The 19247-nt window shown below is 48.1% G+C and carries 17 protein-coding genes and 1 other RNA gene; 10 read left to right on the plus strand and 8 right to left on the minus strand.

Annotated elements, in window-relative coordinates:
* Positions 1-1067, minus strand: a 1067-nt coding sequence (gene metK / locus AACP44_RS02425; protein ID WP_339338652.1) for a methionine adenosyltransferase, incomplete at its 3' end; no start/stop codon positions are given.
* 32 nt (positions 1068-1099) lie between these two features.
* Positions 1100-2104, minus strand: coding sequence for a metalloregulator ArsR/SmtB family transcription factor (locus tag AACP44_RS02430; RefSeq protein WP_339338653.1), 1005 nt, complete (start codon positions 2102-2104; stop codon positions 1100-1102).
* Between the two features lie 216 nt (positions 2105-2320).
* Here AACP44_RS02430 and tkt point away from each other — a divergent pair, with 216 nt between their 5' ends.
* The 5 genes from tkt to AACP44_RS02455 are packed head-to-tail and all read left to right on the plus strand — an operon-like array spanning position 2321 to position 8662.
* On the plus strand, positions 2321-4318 hold the full coding sequence (gene tkt, locus AACP44_RS02435; RefSeq protein WP_339338654.1) for a transketolase: 1998 nt from the start codon (positions 2321-2323) through the stop codon (positions 4316-4318).
* Positions 4319-4321: 3 nt separating this feature from the next.
* Complete coding sequence (locus AACP44_RS02440; protein WP_339338655.1) at positions 4322-5344, plus strand: glyceraldehyde 3-phosphate dehydrogenase NAD-binding domain-containing protein; 1023 nt, start codon at positions 4322-4324, stop codon at positions 5342-5344.
* 40 nt (positions 5345-5384) lie between these two features.
* Complete coding sequence (locus AACP44_RS02445; RefSeq protein WP_339338657.1) at positions 5385-6554, plus strand: phosphoglycerate kinase; 1170 nt, start codon at positions 5385-5387, stop codon at positions 6552-6554.
* Between the two features lie 47 nt (positions 6555-6601).
* Positions 6602-7666 carry a class II fructose-bisphosphate aldolase gene (gene fba / locus AACP44_RS02450; RefSeq protein WP_339338659.1) on the plus strand — a complete coding sequence of 355 codons (1065 nt, stop codon included), beginning with the start codon at positions 6602-6604 and terminating at the stop codon, positions 7664-7666.
* A gap of 48 nt (positions 7667-7714) precedes the next feature.
* A complete protein-coding gene (locus AACP44_RS02455) occupies positions 7715-8662 on the plus strand; it encodes an alpha/beta hydrolase (protein ID WP_339338661.1) in 948 nt (315 codons plus the stop codon).
* Here the strand turns inward: AACP44_RS02455 and serA are convergent.
* The gene (gene serA / locus AACP44_RS02460; protein ID WP_339338663.1) at positions 8659-9888 is read right to left on the minus strand and encodes a phosphoglycerate dehydrogenase; all 1230 of its coding nucleotides are present in this window, start codon (positions 9886-9888) and stop codon (positions 8659-8661) included. The genes AACP44_RS02455 and serA overlap by 4 nt on opposite strands.
* 128 nt (positions 9889-10016) lie before the next feature.
* On the opposite strand from serA, the gene AACP44_RS02465 reads away from it, so the two are divergent.
* Complete coding sequence (locus tag AACP44_RS02465; protein WP_339338665.1) at positions 10017-11423, plus strand: FAD-binding oxidoreductase; 1407 nt, start codon at positions 10017-10019, stop codon at positions 11421-11423.
* A 48-nt stretch (positions 11424-11471) separates the two neighbouring features.
* Here AACP44_RS02465 and rpiA read toward each other — a convergent pair whose 3' ends face one another.
* Entirely contained in the window at positions 11472-12137 is a 666-nt protein-coding gene (gene rpiA, locus AACP44_RS02470; protein ID WP_339338696.1) for a ribose-5-phosphate isomerase RpiA, read from the minus strand.
* A gap of 150 nt (positions 12138-12287) precedes the next feature.
* Between rpiA and ilvA the strand changes: the two genes are divergently transcribed.
* Entirely contained in the window at positions 12288-13820 is a 1533-nt protein-coding gene (gene ilvA / locus AACP44_RS02475; RefSeq protein WP_339338667.1) for a threonine ammonia-lyase, biosynthetic, read from the plus strand.
* A 368-nt stretch (positions 13821-14188) separates the two neighbouring features.
* On the opposite strand, the gene AACP44_RS02480 is transcribed toward ilvA, so the two are convergent.
* The 4 genes from AACP44_RS02480 to AACP44_RS02495 all read right to left on the minus strand — a co-directional run bounded on the left by AACP44_RS02480 (position 14189) and on the right by AACP44_RS02495 (position 15607).
* Positions 14189-14773 carry a 5-formyltetrahydrofolate cyclo-ligase gene (locus AACP44_RS02480; protein ID WP_339338669.1) on the minus strand — a complete coding sequence of 195 codons (585 nt, stop codon included), beginning with the start codon at positions 14771-14773 and terminating at the stop codon, positions 14189-14191.
* Between the two features lie 48 nt (positions 14774-14821).
* Positions 14822-15000: non-coding RNA, 6S RNA (ssrS, locus tag AACP44_RS02485), on the minus strand.
* A gap of 77 nt (positions 15001-15077) precedes the next feature.
* Positions 15078-15401: a cell division protein ZapA gene (locus tag AACP44_RS02490; protein ID WP_339338671.1), complete on the minus strand. Its 324-nt coding sequence runs from the start codon at positions 15399-15401 to the stop codon at positions 15078-15080.
* On the minus strand, positions 15398-15607 hold the full coding sequence (locus AACP44_RS02495) for a TIGR02449 family protein (RefSeq protein WP_339338673.1): 210 nt from the start codon (positions 15605-15607) through the stop codon (positions 15398-15400). The genes AACP44_RS02490 and AACP44_RS02495 overlap by 4 nt, the downstream gene beginning before the upstream one ends.
* A gap of 249 nt (positions 15608-15856) precedes the next feature.
* Here AACP44_RS02495 and AACP44_RS02500 point away from each other — a divergent pair, with 249 nt between their 5' ends.
* The 3 genes from AACP44_RS02500 (at position 15857) to ubiH (ending at position 19246) form a co-directional block, all read left to right on the plus strand.
* Positions 15857-16513, plus strand: coding sequence for a UPF0149 family protein (locus tag AACP44_RS02500; protein ID WP_339338675.1), 657 nt, complete (start codon positions 15857-15859; stop codon positions 16511-16513).
* A gap of 142 nt (positions 16514-16655) precedes the next feature.
* A complete protein-coding gene (pepP, locus tag AACP44_RS02505) occupies positions 16656-17978 on the plus strand; it encodes a Xaa-Pro aminopeptidase (RefSeq protein WP_339338677.1) in 1323 nt (440 codons plus the stop codon).
* Positions 17978-19246: a 2-octaprenyl-6-methoxyphenyl hydroxylase gene (gene ubiH / locus AACP44_RS02510; RefSeq protein WP_339338679.1), complete on the plus strand. Its 1269-nt coding sequence runs from the start codon at positions 17978-17980 to the stop codon at positions 19244-19246. Before pepP ends, ubiH begins: the two co-directional genes overlap by 1 nt.
* Position 19247 lies beyond the last annotated feature (1 nt).

The raw sequence follows: 19247 nt of genomic DNA on the forward strand, positions 1-19247 counted from the left end.
GTCAGTTGATACATCGGATGCTGAAGATCTAGCATGGTGGTAATCGCATAGGGGCGTAGATCGAAGGTCTTGCGAATAGCTTCGATTAACTGCTCATCAGTGACTTTACCGGTGCCAAACGTGTTCACAGCAATCGACGTTGGTTCGGCCACACCGATGGCGTAAGACACCTGAATTTCACAGCGCTCGGCAAGACCGGCAGCGACAACATTCTTGGCGACATAACGGCCAGCATAGGCGGCGCTGCGATCAACCTTTGAGGGGTCTTTACCCGAGAACGCGCCACCACCATGACGGGCCATACCGCCGTAGGTATCAACGATTATTTTACGGCCGGTCAGACCACAATCACCGACTGGGCCACCAATCACAAAGTTGCCGGTTGGGTTAATATGGTACTGAGTATCTTGGTGCAACCACTTGGCCGGCAGTACTGGCAAAATTACATGTTCCATAACCGCTTCGCGCAGTTGCTCCAGCGTAATATCTGGATCGTGCTGGGTAGAAAGCACAACGGCATCAATCGCGACAGGCTTGCCATTTTCATAGCGCAGGCTGACCTGTGATTTGGCATCGGGACGCAACCAAGGTAGTACGCCGTCTTTACGCAGTTGTGCCTGACGCTCTACCAAGCGATGAGAGTAGTAAACCGCGGCAGGCATGAGCGATTCTGTTTCATTGGTGGCATAACCAAACATCAGGCCCTGATCACCGGCGCCTTGATCTTCCGGCTTGGCACGGTCAACGCCCCTATTAATGTCGACCGATTGTTTGCCGATCGCGTTCAGTACCGCACAGCTGTCACCATCGAAACCGACTTCGGAATTGTTGTAACCAATGCCAGTGATGACGTCACGAATAATATCTTCCAGATCAACATAACAAGTGGTAGTTAATTCGCCGGCAACAATCGTCATACCGGTTTTGACTAAAGTCTCAACCGCCACACGGGCAACTGGGTCGCGACAGATAATGGCATCAAGTACCGCATCAGATATCTGATCGGCCATTTTGTCCGGATGGCCTTCAGAGACAGACTCGGAAGTAAATACTGAATATTCTGACATGTTAAATCCTCTAAAATAACGCTGTAAAAAAATTAGCGTTTAATAAATTGTCTTATCTGAACTCTAAAACCATTGCGCTGGGCTAAATAAATATCTTCACCCGATGTAAAGCCAGCATCGGCGGCCCACTGGCTTAAATCTTCCGGCTCAAATCCTAGCCATAAATCACCGCAGGATTCTCGCGCCCAGCTTTGATCATGACTGCACAAATCAGTGACAAAAAGTTGGCCGTCGGTTTTAAGCGCAGCAGCTATATCGTAAAAAATTTCTGCGGGGGAGGGCGTATGGTGCAACACCATATTAATAACCACACAGTCGGCATTCAGTTGCTGGATTTGTGAGTGTTTGGTGTCGCCATAAATAAAGGTGATATTGTCAAACACGTTCTGTTCAACAAACTGTGCTGCCTTGTCGAGCATTTTTTGTGAATTATCCAACGCATAAACCTGTTGAAAGCGGGGCGATAACTCCGCTAGAAAAGCGCCTTCACCTGGCCCGACCTCTAACACAATGCCATTGTTGTTAATGCTTCGATTGATCAAATCAATGGTGTTGTGACCATAGAGCTCATAGGCAGCGATCTGTTCTTGCTGTTGACTAAACAAATCAGCATTTTCAGTAAAGAATAATTGTGAGCTGGCTGTCCGCTCTTGTTGTACGGCATCGACTCCGTTTTGCAGAACGCTTGATATCGGCTGCTGGTCAATGCTGCAGTACAGGGCGTGCTGTAATTCGTTAAGCTGATGATGGTTGTCGAGATTGGCGCGACGATAAAAAATGGTATTGCCTTCGCGGCGGGTTTTTACCAGAGCCGCCTTGGCCAATATCTTAAGATGGTGGCTCATGCCCGATTGCTTGGTATCGAAAATATTGCAAAGTTCCAGCACGCTATATGAGTCATGGCTGAGCACCCTCAATATATCTAGGCGCAGTTGATCAGCACTGGCTTTGCAGAAAGCCAGCAGGCTTTGCTGCTCGGCCACAGCGGTGCTGGTAGCGGGCAAGGGGCTAATTGTGTGGTTGGAGCTTGTTGTCATGACGGAAGAGTCTAGCAGTACTTAATATCTATATCAAAATATTTTGATATAGATCGGCAATTGTTGTGCCTAAGATTGGCCAAAAGGCTTCTCGAGGTGGCAAATTGCCGTGATTGGTGGCTTTGCAAGGATTTTTTGCGGTTAGCGATTGCCGTAGCCACGCGGGTAGGGGAAAATACCGCCCTTTTCCCCTACCCCTTTTAGGAGTCTTGATCGATGCCAGCTCGTAGCGAATTAGCTAACGCCATCCGCGCCCTTAGTATGGACGCCGTGCAACAGGCCAATAGTGGCCATCCCGGTGCCCCCATGGGCATGGCCGATATTGCTGAAGTGCTATGGAATGATTATTTACGGCACAACCCCGCCAACCCCAATTGGGCCGATAGAGACCGTTTTGTGCTTTCTAACGGTCACGGTTCCATGCTGATTTATTCGCTGTTGCATTTGAGTGGTTATGACTTGCCGATGGAAGAGTTAAAAAACTTCCGCCAAATGCATTCTAAAACACCGGGGCATCCTGAGTTCGGCTATGCGCCGGGTGTTGAGACCACCACTGGTCCACTGGGTCAGGGCATTACCAATGCGGTCGGTATGGCTGCGGCCGAGAAAATTTTAGCCGCCCAGTTTAACCGCGATGGCCATGAAATCGTCAATCACTATACCTATACCTTCCTCGGTGATGGCTGCTTAATGGAAGGCATTTCCCACGAGGCCTGCTCGCTTGCTGGCACCTTGGGTCTGGGTAAATTGATTTGTTTCTACGATGACAACGGTATCTCTATTGACGGTGAAGTAGAGGGCTGGTTTACCGACGATACGCCCAAGCGTTTTGAAGCTTACGGCTGGCAGGTCATTCCTGCTATTGATGGTCATGATTCAGCGGCTATAAAGGAAGCTATAGAGGCCGGCCGTGCTGAAACCGGCAAGCCCACCATGATTTGCTGTAAAACCATTATTGGTAAAGGCTCGCCGAACAAGCAGGGCAAAGAAGATTGTCACGGCGCGCCACTGGGTGATGATGAGATTGGACTGGTTAGAGAAACGCTGGGTTGGTCGCATCCGCCTTTCTTTATCCCGAGTGATGTTTATGCCGGCTGGAGCGCAAAAGATAAGGGCGCACAACTTGAGCAACAGTGGAATCAACGCTTCGACACCTATGCAGAGGCCCACCCTGATTTAGCCGTAGAGTTTGCCCGTCGTTTAAGTGGCGACTTACCAGACAATTTTGCCGAGCAAGCTGATGCTTATATTCGTCAACTTCAGAATGAAGGGCCAACCGTTGCTTCGCGTAAAGCATCACAAAATACCTTGAACGCTTATGGCCCGTTATTACCAGAAATGTTGGGTGGCTCTGCCGATTTGGCCGGCTCCAACCTGACGCTTTGGAGTGGTTCAAAAGGCGTTAGCGCCGATGATGCTTCCGGCAACTATTTATTCTATGGTGTGCGCGAATTTGGTATGTCCGCGATGATGAATGGTATTGCGCTCCACGGTGGCTTTATTCCTTATGGTGCAACCTTCCTGATGTTTATGGAATACGCACGCAACGCGGTACGGATGGCAGCGTTAATGCAGCAGCGCAGTATTTTTGTCTATACCCATGATTCCATTGGTCTGGGTGAAGATGGTCCGACGCACCAACCAGTTGAGCAGCTGACCGCTTTGCGCTCTACGCCCAACCTCGATACATGGCGCCCCTGTGATGCGGTTGAGTCCGCCATATGCTGGAAGGCCGCCCTTGAGCGTGATGATGGTCCTACGGCATTAATCTTTTCCCGTCAGGGTTTGGCTCATCAGGCTCGCGATGATCAGCAGTTGGCCAATGTTGCCCGCGGTGCTTACACCCTGAGCGATTGTGACACCGATCCCGATGCCATCATTATCGCCACCGGCTCAGAAGTGCAATTGGCTTTGGATGCCAAAGCTGTGCTCGAGCAACAAGGTCGCAAAATACGTGTGGTCTCTATGCCTTCTACCTCGGTTTTTGATCGTCAGGATGTTGCCTATAGAGAGTCCGTATTACCTAGCAATGTCTTGCCACGGGTTGCGGTTGAAGCTGGCCATAAAGATTTTTGGTACAAATATGTTGGCCTTGATGGTCGAATTGTCGGGATGGAAACCTTTGGTGAATCTGCGCCGATTAAAGATTTAATGGAACACTTTGGCTTTACCGTTGATGCCGTGGTTGAAGCGATTGAAGATGCGTTGGGTTAATCGATGGCCAGTGCTGAAGTAATTCGTATTGCGATTAATGGCTATGGCCGCATTGGCCGCTGTGTGCTGCGCGCGCTTTATGAGTCCGATCATCATCCGGCGATGCAGGTGGTTGCGATTAATGAACCGGCAGACTTGGCCACCATTGCCCACTTAACCAAATACGACAGTACCCATGGCCGTTTTCCGGCGACTGTTGAAATAGATGGTAGCCATTTATTGATTAATGATGATGTGATTGCTGTTAGTCATCACGAAAGTCTCGACAACGTCGACTGGTCAGTGTCGCAGCCGCATATAGTACTGGAATGCACCGGTCATTATACGCTGGAGGCAGAGCTACAAATGCATCTGGCTGCAGGTGCCGATAAAGTGCTGTTGTCTCAGCCGGGGATGGCGCCGATCAAACCGATAGTCATGGGCCTTAACCAGCAGCTGCTTAGCTCACAACAGCCAATACTCTCTGCCGCCTCCTGTACCAGTAATTGCATTACACCGGTCATCGCCGTATTAAATCGTTGTTTTACCATTGAGTCCGGCGTCATTACCACCATTCACTCGGCGATGAACGATCAGCCGGTGATTGATGCTTATCACCATACCGACTTGCGTAAAACGCGCGCCGCCGGGCAATCGATTATTCCGGTTGATACCGAGTTGGCTTCAGGTATTGGTCGTATCCTTCCAGACATGGCAGATAAATTTGAGGCGCGGGCGTTAAGAGTCCCCACCATCAATGTCTCCGCGATGGAGTTGTCCATTGTGGTAGCTGATAAAGCCAGCGTGGAAACTGTGAATAATGCGTTGCGTGAAGCGGCACTAGGTGACTTAATAGGCATCCTTGGTTATAGCGATGAACCCTTGGCTTCCTGCGACTATAACCACGATGCCCGTTCCGGCATTGTCGATGCCGGCCAAACCCGAGTCAGCGGCAGAATCATTAACGTACTGGTGTGGTTTGATAATGAATGGGCCTATGCTAACCGGATGTTAGACGTGGCCTCGCATTGGCTGCAAAAGCAGTAAAATAAAAAAAGACTTAATAGCTATCAGGAGACAGCAATACATGTCTAGCCGCGTAATAAAAATGACTGATCTGGATCTTGCCGGCAAGCGAGTGTTGATTCGAGAAGATTTAAACGTGCCATTAAAAGATGGCGTGGTCAGCAGTGATGCGCGAATTTGTGCCGCATTGCCAAGCATCGAATTGGCATTAAATGCCGGTGCCAAAGTGATCATTATGTCGCACTTGGGTCGCCCGACCGAAGGAACGTTTGAGCGGCAGTATTCAATGCAGCCGGTGGCCGATCACTTGGGCCAATTATTAGGTCGCGATGTTCCCGTTATTAGTGATTGGCAAAACGGTGTTGCATTGGCTGATGGTGAATTAGCCCTATTAGAGAATGTCCGTTTTAATCCCGGCGAGAAAAAAGACTGCGAAGAGCTTTCCAAAGCCTATGCCAGCCTCTGTGATATTTTTGTGATGGACGCGTTTGGTACTGCACATCGCGCTCAAGCTTCCACCCATGGTGTGGCCAAATTTGCGCCGACCGCCTGTGCCGGTCCGCTGCTGGCAGGCGAACTGGATGCGCTTGCCAAAGCGTTGGCCAATCCGGCGCGACCCATGGTTGCCATCGTTGGTGGCTCAAAAGTTTCCACCAAACTGACCGTGCTGGAAACGTTATCGGATGTGGTTGATCAATTGGTTGTTGGCGGCGGTATCGCCAATACTTTTTTGGCCGCCAGCGGCAAACCTGTCGGTAAATCATTATGCGAGCATGACTTAATTGATGATGCCAAAAAATTAATGAGCAAAACCCACATTCCAGTACCCACCGATGTGGTTACCGGTAAAGCCTTTTCTGAAACGGCTGCTGCCGAATTAAAATCAGCTGATGAAGTGGACGACGACGATATGATTTTTGATATCGGCCCCGATACGGCGACACAGATTGCCGACATACTTAGCAATGCTAAAACCATTTTATGGAATGGTCCGGTAGGTGTGTTCGAGTTTGATCAGTTTGCCGATGGCACTAGCGCATTGAGTCAGGCGATTGCCAGCAGCGACGGGTTTTCCCTTGCTGGCGGGGGTGATACGCTGGCGGCTATCGACAAATATAATATTGCTGACAAAGTCTCCTATATCTCTACGGGTGGCGGTGCTTTTCTTGAGTACGTCGAAGGTAAAGTCTTGCCCGCAGTTGCTATACTGGAAATGCGCGCAGCAGAATAATTATTTAACATAAAAAAACAAAGCAGAAATAGTAAAGGAATTAAATCATGCCACTAATATCCATGCGCCAACTACTGGACCATGCCGCTGAAAATAATTACGGTGTGCCAGCGTTTAATGTCAATAACCTTGAACAAACTCGCGCCATTATGGAAGCAGCTAGGCAAACCAACAGCCCGGTGATCATGCAGGCTTCTGCCGGCGCACGGAAATATGCCGGCGCGCCATTTTTGCGCCATATGATTTTAGCGGCGATTGAAGAGTTTCCGGAAATTCCTGTGGTTATGCATCAGGATCATGGCACCAGCCCCGCTGTTTGTCAGCGCTCTATTCAGTTGGGTTTTTCATCAGTGATGATGGACGGCTCTTTAGAGGAAGACGGTAAAACACCGTCGAGCTATGAGTACAATGTTGATGTCACCCGCCGCACCGTCGATATGGCCCATGCTTGTGGTGTGTCTGTGGAAGGCGAGTTAGGTTGTCTGGGTTCATTAGAAACCGGTCAGGCTGGCGAAGAAGATGGTGTCGGCGCTGAAGGCATCTTGTCTCATGATCAAATGCTAACCGATCCGGAAGAGGCAGCCGACTTTGTCCAAAAAACTCAGGTTGACGCGCTGGCCATTGCCTGTGGTACCAGTCATGGTGCCTACAAATTTACCCGTCCGCCTACCGGCGATATTTTAGCGATTGATCGTATTAAAGCGATTCATTCGCGTATACCGGGAACGCATCTGGTGATGCACGGCTCTTCTTCGGTGCCGCAAGAATGGTTGGCGATCATTAATGAATTCGGTGGCGACATTCCTGAAACCTACGGTGTGCCGGTTGAACAAATTGTTGAGGGCATTAAACACGGGGTGCGAAAAATCAATATCGATACCGATTTGCGTTTGGCCTCTACCGGTGCGATTCGTCGTTTTATGGCGCAAAACAAATCCGAGTTTGACCCGCGTAAATATCTGCAGCAAACCATTAATGAGATGAAAGCGATTGTTGTGGCGCGGTATGAAGCTTTTGGCACTGCTGGCAATGCCGATAACATTAAGCCAATTAATTTGGAAGATATGTTCAAGCAATATCAAAGTGGCGCATTGGATGCGCAAATAAAATAATATCGCCTGCGCCCTAGGCGCCGGCTTTTTCGAGAGTAACACTGATCGATGAACCTTGATGCTCTGGCTGCCAATATAACAAGTCTTGACCCTACAAGGCCGCCCGTTATTAGCGCTGCAGAGCGAGATTACTTTCGCTTTTACGGCTTAAACTTCGAAGAAAATAATAACAATATCAACCATCACTTTGGTCGTGTTCGTTGTGGCGACTTTGATATTGTTGCTCATTATTATGAGAATAGACTGGCAGTCAAAACCTGTTTTATTGTGCATGGTTTTTTTGATCATGCTGGTCTCTATCGCCATATCATCGAATACTGCTTAAAAAGAAATTTCTCCGTCGTGATCTTCGATTTGCCAGGCCATGGTTTATCAACGGGAGAAAGAGCGAGTATCAGTAGCTTTCAGGACTATCAAAGCGTATTCTCAGACTTGCTATTATTTTTTAAACACCAAGCTCCGACGCCGTGGCATGCCATTGGCCAAAGCACTGGCGGTGCGATCTTGATGGATTTTATATTGTCTGGTGGGCAACAGGTTTTTTCAAAAACTGTATTATTGGCGCCTTTAGTCAGGCCGCAAGGCTGGCTAGTGTCAAAAATTATGCACAGTATAGCCAAGCCATTTCTAACGCATATCGATCGAAAATATAACGACAACAGCAACGACGATAACTTTAAACACTTTATTAAAAATGATGACCCATTACAAACAACGCAGCTGCCACTGCAATGGGTGGTAGCCTTAAAACAGTGGGTCAAATATTTTCTTAGCACAGAGCCAGTTGCAGCCGGCCCGCTAGTTATTCAGGGAGATCAAGATTCTACGGTAGATTGGCAGTACAATATCGGGATCATTCAACAAAAATTTCCCAACAGTCAGTACTGTTATTTAAAAACCGCCAAGCATCATCTTGCTAATGAGCGTGAAGATATCCGTCAATCTATCATCGCTGCGATGGATAATTATTTAGAGCTTGATAGTAGTGAGCTCTAGAATAAAACGCGGCATCGAATAGTACCGTTGACTTCAGTCAATTTCTTTAATGCCAATTCGCTGTACTCTGCATCAATATCAATCACTACATAGCCAATCTCTTTGGTTGTCTGCAGATATTGGGCGCGAATATTAATATTGTTTTCTGCAAACACCTGATTGATAGCTGACATAACACCCGGAACATTGCGGTGCGTGTGAAGCAGGCGATGCATATCGTTATGTGCAGGCAGGGCAACCTCAGGAAAATTAATCGATGAGATTGATGTGCCGTTATCACTATAGCGGGCCATTTTTTCCGCCACTTCCAAACCAATATTTTCCTGCGCTTCCATAGTGCTGCCGCCGATATGGGGTGTTAGAAAAACATTGTCGAATTTTCTCAGTGGTGAAATAAATTCGTCGTCATTGGATTTGGGCTCAACCGGGAATACATCGATAGCAGCGCCAGCTAGGTGGCCGGACTCCAGGGCGGCGGCCAGCGCGTCAATATCAATCACGGTACCACGCGATGCATTAATTAAAATGGCATCTTGTTTAATTTGCGCTAATTCCTGTACGCCAATCATATTTTTAGTAGAGCCAGTTTCCGGCACATGCAGACTGACAATATCGGATTTGGCTAGTAGCTCACTCAGGCTAGCAACCTGCATAGCATTACCCAGCGGCAATTTGCTGGCAACATCATAAAACACCACTTGCATGCCTAATGACTCGGCAATCACCCCCAGCTGCATACCGATACTACCGTAACCAATAATCCCTAATTGCTTGCCGCGAATTTCAAACGAGCCACTGGCAGATTTTTGCCACACACCGCGATGGGCGAGGGCATTTTTTTCGGCGATGCCCCGCAGTAACAAGATAGCTTCAGCGATAACCAGCTCCGCCACACTGCGCGTGTTAGAGAAGGGGGCATTGAATACAACAATGCCTTGATTGGTGGCGGCGTCCAGATCGATCTGATTGGTGCCGATACAAAAGCACCCGATAGCAATCAGCTTGTTGGCGCCACTGAGCACAGCTTCGGTCAACTGGGTGCGAGAGCGAATACCGACAAAGTGGCTGTCCGCTATTTCGGCCTTGAGCTGATCTTCAGGCAGAGCCTTGGGGTGGCAGACAATATTGGTATAACCCGCGGCTTTAAGGGTATCCACGGCTGATTGGTGTATGCCTTCCAGTAACAGAAATTTGATCTTGCTTTTATCGAGAGATGTCTGCCCCATAATGGCTGGCTCCTGAGTCAATCAGCGTGGTTGATAATCGATTAAAAAAGGGATGTTTTGCAAAAAGGCGCGTATGGTATCATACCGGCCTTTTTCTGCTACCACCTGTTACTGTACAAGGCGTATTAATGAGCGATAAACCCACGCTGCCTCCTGCTGTATTAACCTCGCTACAAAATATTGTTGGCGACGATAAGGTTCGTCTGGACGATGAGTCCCGATCTATCTTCGGCAAGGACTGGACCAAAGTCTATGAGCCCAACCCCAGTGCGATTGTGTTTCCAAAGACGGTTGAGCAGGTGCAGGCAATTGTGCGGTTGGCCAATCAGCATCAATTGGCTCTGGTTCCCTCTGGTGGCCGAAGCGGGCTTTCGGCTGGTGCGGTGGCATCTAACGGTGAGATTGTGGTGGCATTCGACACTATGAATCAAATTACCGATTTCGATCCCGTAGATCGCACTGTCAGTTGTCAGGCTGGTGTTATCACTGAGCAATTGCAATGTTTTGCCCAAGAGCAGGGTTTATTTTATCCGGTCGATTTTGCCTCTAGTGGCTCCAGCCAAATAGGTGGCAATATCAGCACCAATGCCGGCGGCATTAAAGTGATCAAATACGGCATGACCCGCGATTGGGTGGCCGGTTTAAAAGTAGTGACCGGCAATGGCGATATTATTGACCTAAATCATGGTCTGATGAAGAACAATGCCGGCTATGATTTGCGCCAGCTGTTTATTGGCGCTGAAGGCACGCTGGGGTTTGTGGTCGAGGCAACCATGCGTTTATCGCGACAGCCTAGCAATCTCACGGCATTGGTTTTAGGTGTGCCGGAATTCTCAGCCATTATGGACGTGTTAAATACCTTCCAAGCTGAAATGGATTTAACCGCCTTTGAATTTTTCTCGGAAAAAGCGCTGCAAAAAGTTGTGGCCCACGCCGATCTGCAGCGACCCTTTGAAACTCCTGCCGAATTTTATGCCCTGTTGGAATTTGAAAATACTAGTGAAGAAACCGAAGCATTGGCGATGGAATTATTTGAACGCTGTATGGAGGCGGGTTGGGTGTTAGATGGCACCATGAGCCAAAGTATTGAACAGCTGAATAATCTGTGGCGTTTGCGAGAAGATATTTCTGAAACGATTTCCCAGTGGACGCCCTATAAAAATGATATCTCTACGGTTATTTCAAAAATTCCTGATTTTCTATCAGAAGTGGAAGCGGTGGTAACCAAAGCCTATCCGGATTTTGAAATTATTTGGTTCGGACATATTGGCGATGGCAATGTGCATTTGAATATTCTTAAGCCTGATGCTTTAGCAAAAGAGCTGTTTTTTCAGCAGTGCAATAATGTAAGCCAATGGGTGTTTGAGATTGTTGAGAAATATCAGGGCAGTGTCTCTGCCGAGCATGGCGTAGGTATGACTAAAAAAGCCTATCTAAGCTATTCGCGAAGCGATACTGAAATTGCACTTATGAAACAGATTAAGCAGGTATTTGACCCTAACGGTATTATGAATCCGGGTAAAATTTTTGATTAATTATCGTCCCATATTTTGATCAGGCTTAGTAGAAAAGCTGGCGGCAATTTATAATTGCTTAACGCCGTTCTGGGTAGCCAGCAGTAATATATCCGCAGGCCTGCGAGCAAAAATTCCGTTGGTGACAACGCCGGTGATATCGTTAATTTTCTGTTCAGTGTCAGTGGGGTTGGGAATCATAAAGTTAAAAACATCGAGGATAATATTGCCATTATCAGTGACAACGCCCTCGCGATAGACGGGGTCGCCGCCCAATTTCACCAACTCTCTAGCCACATAACTGCGGGCCATCGGGATCACTTCTACCGGTAGCGGAAATTGCCCCAGTTGATCGACCAGCTTACTGCCGTCGGCAATACAGACAAACTCCTTGGCCACCGCGGCGACAATTTTCTCACGGGTTAAGGCTGCTCCGCCGCCTTTGATTAGGGCCAGCTGCGGATCGGCCTCATCGGCACCGTCTACATAGACGGTAATCTCATCGACAGCATTTAGATCAAAGACGGGAATGCCATGTTGTTTGAGCCGTTCGGCCGAGGCTTCTGAGCTAGCGACTGTGGCGTTGATCTGCCCCTTAATCTCGGCGAGGTAATCAATAAAGTAATTGGCGGTAGAGCCCGTGCCAATACCGATCACGCTGTCCTCTTCGATTTTTGGGGTGATGTAATCCAGGGCGGCACGGGCAACGGCTTGTTTAAGTTGGTCTTGAGTCATGGTCATTGCGTTAGCCCTATAGCTATGTGAGTCATTATGGCCGCCATTATAAGGTCGCGATAGAGGGCCGGCTACTAATAGATGAGAGTTTGTGCTGAATTTTTCTGCTTAAGGTATTAGTATGCGTTCTTTACCGGAGCGTACCAAGCAATGTTAGAACGTTATTACAAAAAAATTCTCGATGCCCGTGTTTACGATGTTGCTATCGAGTCGCCTATTGATGAAGCCAATCTGCTTGGCAGACGTTATAACAATACTATTTTGTTAAAGCGGGAAGACTTGCAGCCGGTATTTTCATTTAAGTTGCGCGGTGCCTATAACAAAATGGCGCAGCTCAGTGAAGAACAGCTGGCCAAGGGAGTGATTGCAGCTTCTGCCGGCAACCATGCCCAGGGTTTGGCATTGGCGGCACATAAGCTGGGGGTAAAAGCGATTATTGTTATGCCCAAAACCACGCCGCAGATTAAAGTGGATGCCGTCCGCAATCGCGGTGCCAAAGTGGTCTTGCACGGCGATACCTATGATGAAGCCTCAGATCATGCGCAACAGTTGGTGGTAGAAAAAGGGCTGGTTTATATCCACCCCTATGATGATCCTGAAATTATTGCTGGGCAGGGTACCATTGGCATGGAAATTTTGCGCCAGCATAAAGGCCCGTTGGACGCTATTTTTGTCCCTGTCGGTGGCGGTGGTTTACTGGCCGGTGTTGCCGCCTATGTGAAACATATCCGTCCGGAAGTCAAAGTGATTGGTGTTGAGCCCGAAGATGCTGCCTGTTTAAAAGCGGCGATGGAAAAAAATCGTCGGGTAACGCTGCAGCAAGTCGGTCTTTTTGCCGACGGTGTAGCGGTTGCTCAAATCGGTAAAGAAACCTTCCGCGTTATCCGTGACACGGTCGATGAGGTAATTACCGCCACGACTGATGAAATGTGTGCCGCCATTAAAGATATTTTTGATGATACCCGTTCCATCGCCGAACCGGCAGGCGCCTTAGCCTTGGCTGGCTTGAAAAAATATATTGAACAAAATGATGTGCAAGGCCAAACCTTACTGGCAATAGCCAGTGGCGCCAATACCAACTTTGATCGCCTGCGTTATATTTCCGAGCGCACCGAAATTGGCGAAAAACGTGAAGCGATTATCAGCGTGACGATTCCGGAGCGCCCCGGTAGTTTTAGAAAATTCTGCAGGGTATTGGGTAAGCGTAATATCACCGAGTTTAATTATCGTTATGGCCATCAGCGCGATGCGCAGATATTTGTCGGCATTCAAATTGCGCCCGATGGTAATGACCGCGAAGAATTGGTGGCGGGTCTGGAGGAAAAAGGCTATCCGGTGATTGATTTTACCGATAACGAAATGGCCAAGTTGCATGTTCGTCATATGGTCGGTGGTCATGCGCCGGCAGAGCTGCAAGAGGAAGTATTATATCGCTTTGAATTTCCAGAGCGCCCCGGCGCCCTGCTAAACTTTTTAACCAAGTTGGGGCAGCAATGGAATATTTCGATGTTTCACTACCGCAATCATGGCGCTGCCTATGGTCGAGTGTTAGTCGGTTTACAGGCTTCGAAAAGCGATCGCAAATTGCTAAAAGACTTTCTGGCGCAGTTGCAATACCCCTATCAGGAAGAGACGGATAATCCGGCATATCAATTATTTTTAAGTGGCCAAACTGGTGCATAAGCGCTGAAAGCAGGCGCTATCTGGTGCGCGGTTTAGTGGGCTGGTTAGTCTATTAAACCGCGTATTTTTAATTCGCTACCTTTAACCGGCTGATAACCCTCTGAAAAAATTAATAAAATAAAAAATTCTTGGTTTTTTCTCCTATCTGGCACTGTTCTTGAAGTCGGTTTAGTTGTTGTTTCCGAAAAACCCGTTATTGCCGTCGGCAAAGTAGAAACGGATATGAGGAAAAAACATACCGACTCATTATTTTATTCAGAGGAATAACAATGATTGCAAGAATAGATGCGTTAACCGTAGCGGTTATTTTATTGAGTGTGGGTACAGCCTTAACCGGAACACTACAACTGCTGATAGTTTAAGACTGACTAAATCACTTCCCTGTCAGTGACAATGGTAGATAGCGGAATATCCCAGCTTTGCTGTTTCAGGGCATCGATCTCCTGACAATGATGTGCCAGGCCGACTAAGTGGGGATGTTTCATCGCTGGTATGCGTTTGCTGTTTTTAAAACAGCGATCATAAAAGCCACCGCCCATACCCAGTCGTCCACCCTGACGATCAAAACCGACTAGCGGTAAAAACACCATGCCTAGCGCCCAAGCCTTGCGGCGTTGCTGTTTATTGGCGGGCTCGGCAATACCATAGCGATTGCGCTTTAGCGCATCGCCCGGTTGATAGCGAACAAACCACAAACCTTTATTGGGGGCTAGCACAGGCAAGTAGCATCGGCGTTTTTGTTGATGCGCTTGCAGCAATAAGGGCAGCGGATTGATTTCGCCATCAGTCGGTAGATAAAAAGCTATATCGCGGTGGCGCCTGAATAGACCGGCATTGCCGATCCGGCGTTTAAGTTGGAGGCTGGCCTGGCGCTGCTGCTGCTGACCCAGAGCGCGACGTTTGGCGCGAAGCTGTTGTCGCAGTTGTTGTCGTGATGCGAGCTGTGGTGCCAAGTTAAAGGCTCTTTATTGAGTCACATTGAGTCACAGAAACGAAAATAAGAGCTCCCCGCAATACCGCTGACAACATGGCCCTCGAACCCTACGGTTCAAGGTGGTGGTACCAGTGCTATATCGGGCTTCCCGTCAAGCAGGCATGCACACCCATAACATCAGTACCTCCGGGGGTAATGCGCATCGGCTCAGGGGTCTAAGCTGTCTGGCAAATACGTCAGGGAGCGGCAAAGATTATAACTGAGAAATAAGCAGTGAGGAATGTTGTCTTACTTGTTATTGCCGGCTTGGTTGGAATCAGGTTTTAGCCAATCTCGAGTTGGCGAAAGCGTTGCAATGCTTCATCCAGCTTAGAATTCAGGCGTTTTATTTGCGCACTGCCGGGTGCTTTTTCCTTGTCATCAAGCGGGGCTGAGTCGTCATTTTGCTGAATTAATTCGTTGCTGATATTCAAAGCGGCCATCACGGCAATACGCTCCAGACCAATCACTTTGCTATTGGCGCGGATATTTCGCATTTGTTGATCGAGATATTGGGCAGACTGGGCCAAAGCCTCCTGTTGTCCAGCAGGACAGGCGACCTGATATTCCTTGTCTAGGAGTTTGACGATGACAGTTTCATTGCTCACGATTGTTCCTCAAGCGTTTTCAGGCGAGAAATCATTGATTCGACTTTATTGCGGGCAATCTCTGTCTTCTCAACTAATGAATCGCGTTCATCGGCCCAGTTAGCGGCATCGGTCTTTAGCGACCGGTTTTCCTTGTCTAACCGCTCACAAAGTTTAATCAGATCGTTAATTTTGGCTGATAAAGCTTTTAACTGTGGATTTGCCATTGATGATTGCCGAGCTTGCCGAAGCATTTAAAAAGGATTATTAGAATACTGCCTTAATATAGTTCTGCCTGAGCGCTGGGTCAATGTAATAAAAAAGTTATATTTCAATGATATAGCTAATATTTGAAAAATAATTATCAAGATGACAGGTGCTTGGCATAAAGAATTGTTCAAAGTCTGGTCGATTTTGTGCTGCCGAGCCGTTAATATGCGCCGCTCCATTATTTCCAATGCCACGGTAAAAAGCCCATGTCGACCCATATCCCCATGCCAGAATTTGACCAACTAGCCGATATTTACTGGCGTTTAGGTGGCATGCAGTCACCATCGCAGTTACATGGTTATTTAGTCGGTCAGCTTGCGGTCGGTGAAGAACTACAACCCGAAGTATGGCTACAACAGGCGGAAGTGTTTATTGATGCCGTGGAGTCGCCCAGTGAAGAAGATGCCAAAGTCTTGTTGGCCTTATACGGTGCCACCCACGCCCATTTGCAAGCCGGTGAAATGGAGTTGCAAATGCTGCTACCTGATGATGCCGTGGAAATCACTCAGCGGGTGGATTCAATTGGCCAGTGGTGTCAGGGTTTTATGGCAGGTTTTGCTCAGGGTGGTAAGGCGATCGCCGAACAGCAGGGCCAGCAGCAATATTCTCAAGATGTCTCCGAGGCGCTTAGCGACCTTGCTGCCATAAGCCAGATTGGCCTTGGTGATGATGATGCTGATATGGAGCAAAGTGAGCAGAATATCTTCGAGATAACGGAATACCTAAGGTTGGCGGCGATTACCATTTATATGGCGTGTACCAATGCGGCACAGGCGGTCGAGGACGAGAGCACCAAGGCCGAACCTGATGTCGTGGAGTCGGTGAGTCATTTGTTTGGCAAGACGGATAATAAGCTGCATTAAGGTGTGCTGTTTTTTCTGTCTCTCGCGCTAGCCGCCGCTCCGACCACTCCTTAACAAATCACTAGATCATCCCCCCCTCTAAAGGATAGAATTTATCTCTGATCAAAAACACCTATCACTGGCAGTCTAGATAACCATAACTATGAAAATCAGCAAACGAGAATTTGCTCGTCGTCGTAAAAACTTAATGGCACAAATGGAACCCGATAGCATTGCTATTGTACCGGCAGCCAAAGAGGTTATTCGTAATCGCGATGTGGAATATCCCTTCCGACAGGATAGTGATTTTTATTACCTAACCGGTTTTGCCGAGCCCGATGCAGTATTGGTATTAATGCCGGGGCGTAAACATGGTCAATATATTCTATTTTGCCGTGATCGTGATCCCAAAATGGAATTGTGGAATGGATACCGTGCCGGCCCAGAAGGTGCGTGCAGCGATTACGATGCAGACGATGCTTTTCCCGTTAGTGATATCGATGATATTTTGCCCGGTTTACTCGAAGGCCGAGAGCGGGTGTATTACGCCATGGGTCGCCATGCCGAGTTTGATCATAAAGTGATGCAGTGGGTCAATGTTATTCGTTCGCAAGTGCGTACCGGCGCCCATCCGCCGGGCGAGTTTCTAGACCTTGATCATTTGCTGCATGATTTGCGTTTATATAAAAGCGCGGCAGAAATTCGTCTGATGAAGCAGGCAGGAAAAATTGCTGCCGAGGCGCATATTCGGGCCATGAAGACTTGCAAACCGGGCATTGGCGAATATCAATTAGAGGCAGAAATCCAGCATGAATTTGGTCGCAATGGCGCTCGCTTTCCCGCCTATAATTCCATTGTCGGCGCTGGGAAAAATGCTTGCATACTGCACTACACAGAAAACTCCGGCACAGTCAAAGATGGCGATTTGGTGTTAATTGATGCCGGTTGTGAACTAGAACACTATGCGGCGGATATTACCCGTACCTTTCCCGCTAATGGAATATTTTCCAAAGAACAAAAAGCGCTGTACGAACTGGTTTTAAAATCACAGTTGGCGGCGATCAAAACGATTAAGCCGGGCAATCATTGGAATCAGTTCCACGATGCTACGGTGAAAGTGATTACTAAAGGCTTGGTAGAGTTAGGTTTGCTCAAAGGCACAGTAAGCCAGTTAATCAAAAAAGAAGCCTATAAAGATTTTTATATGCACCGCGCCGGCCACTGGCTAGGCATGGATGTGCACGATGTCGGTGATTATAAAGTGGGCGATAAATGGCGGGTGCTTGAAGAAGGTATGGTGATGACCGTTGAGCCAGGCATTTATGTGGCGCCCGATAATAAAAAAGTGGCCAAAAAATGGCGCGGTATTGGTATTCGTATCGAAGACGATGTGGTGGTAACAAAAACCGGCTGTGATGTATTAACCAAACACGCGCCCAAAACGGTTAAGGAAATTGAAGCATTGATGAGCGAGGGCGCGGCTTAATGGTATCAGGCGTTGCCAAGATCACCGATTACGATATTGTTATCGCAGGCGGCGGTATGGTGGGTGCAAGTCTGGCGTTGCAACTCAGTCATCACAGTCAACAGCAGTTGCGTATTTTAGTGGTGGAAAATTTTCCCATCGCGACGGAAGCCGATGCAATACCGAACTATCATTCAACCTTCGATGCTCGCACTACGGCGCTTTCCTATAGCAGTCAATTAATTTTACAGCCTCTAGGCGTTTGGCCAATGCTGCAGCAACACTTTACCTCGATTGACAGAATCCATGTTTCTGAGCGCGGCCGTTTAGGCTCAACCACACTGCGTCCTGACGATGTGAATTGGCCGGCGCTTGGCTATGTGATTGAAAATGCGTGGTTGGGCAGTGTGTTACTAAGCGCACTGCGAGAAAAAAACAATATTGAATTTCTGGCGCCTGCTACAGTTAAAAATATCAGCCCCCAACAGCAGGGGGTGAAATTAACTATTGAGCAAGACGCAAGCGAAAAAATAATTAACGCGCAGTTAGCGGTTATTGCTGATGGTGCGAATTCAGGCTTGCGAGAACAGCTGGGTATCGCTGCCAAGGTGCATAGCTATCAACAAACCGCGTTGATTGCCAATGTCAGTTTTACCAAAGCGCATAATGGCTGCGCTTATGAACGTTTTACCGATCAAGGTCCAATAGCCTTACTGCCGCTGAATGATAGCGAGCTTGGGCAGCCGCGTGCTGCTTTAGTATGGAGCTTGCCTAATACCGAGGCCCAATATTTATGTGACTGTGATCAGCAGGAATTTTTACACCGCTTGCAGCAACGCTTTGGTCATCGTCAGGGCGAATTTATTCGTGTTGGTGATCGCTTTAGCTATCCCTTAACACTGATTGAAGCCGAGGAGCAAGTGCGTTCAGGTATTGTGGTGATGGGGAATGCCGCCCACTCATTGCATCCCGTTGCCGGACAGGGCTTTAATTTGGCGCTGCGGGACTGTGCGCGCTTAACGCAAATAGTCGTCAAAGCCTATCAAAACAAGCAGGCGCTGGGCGAACTGGTTTTATTGCAAAGCTACCAGCAACAGCAACAGTTTGATCAGCAAAAAACCATTACTTTCTCAGACCAGTTGCCGACGTTATTTACCCGCGATCAATGGCCGTTAAGTCTATTGCGTGGTGTTGGTTTGGGTGTTTTGGATATTGCCCCGCTATTAAAAACGCAATTTATTCATCATGCCGCCGGAGTGCATGATGGTGCTGCTACTGGGCATCACTGAT

The sequence above is a fragment of the uncultured Oceanicoccus sp. genome (assembly GCF_963968385.1).
Classification (GTDB): Bacteria; Pseudomonadota; Gammaproteobacteria; order Pseudomonadales; family Dasaniaceae; genus Oceanicoccus.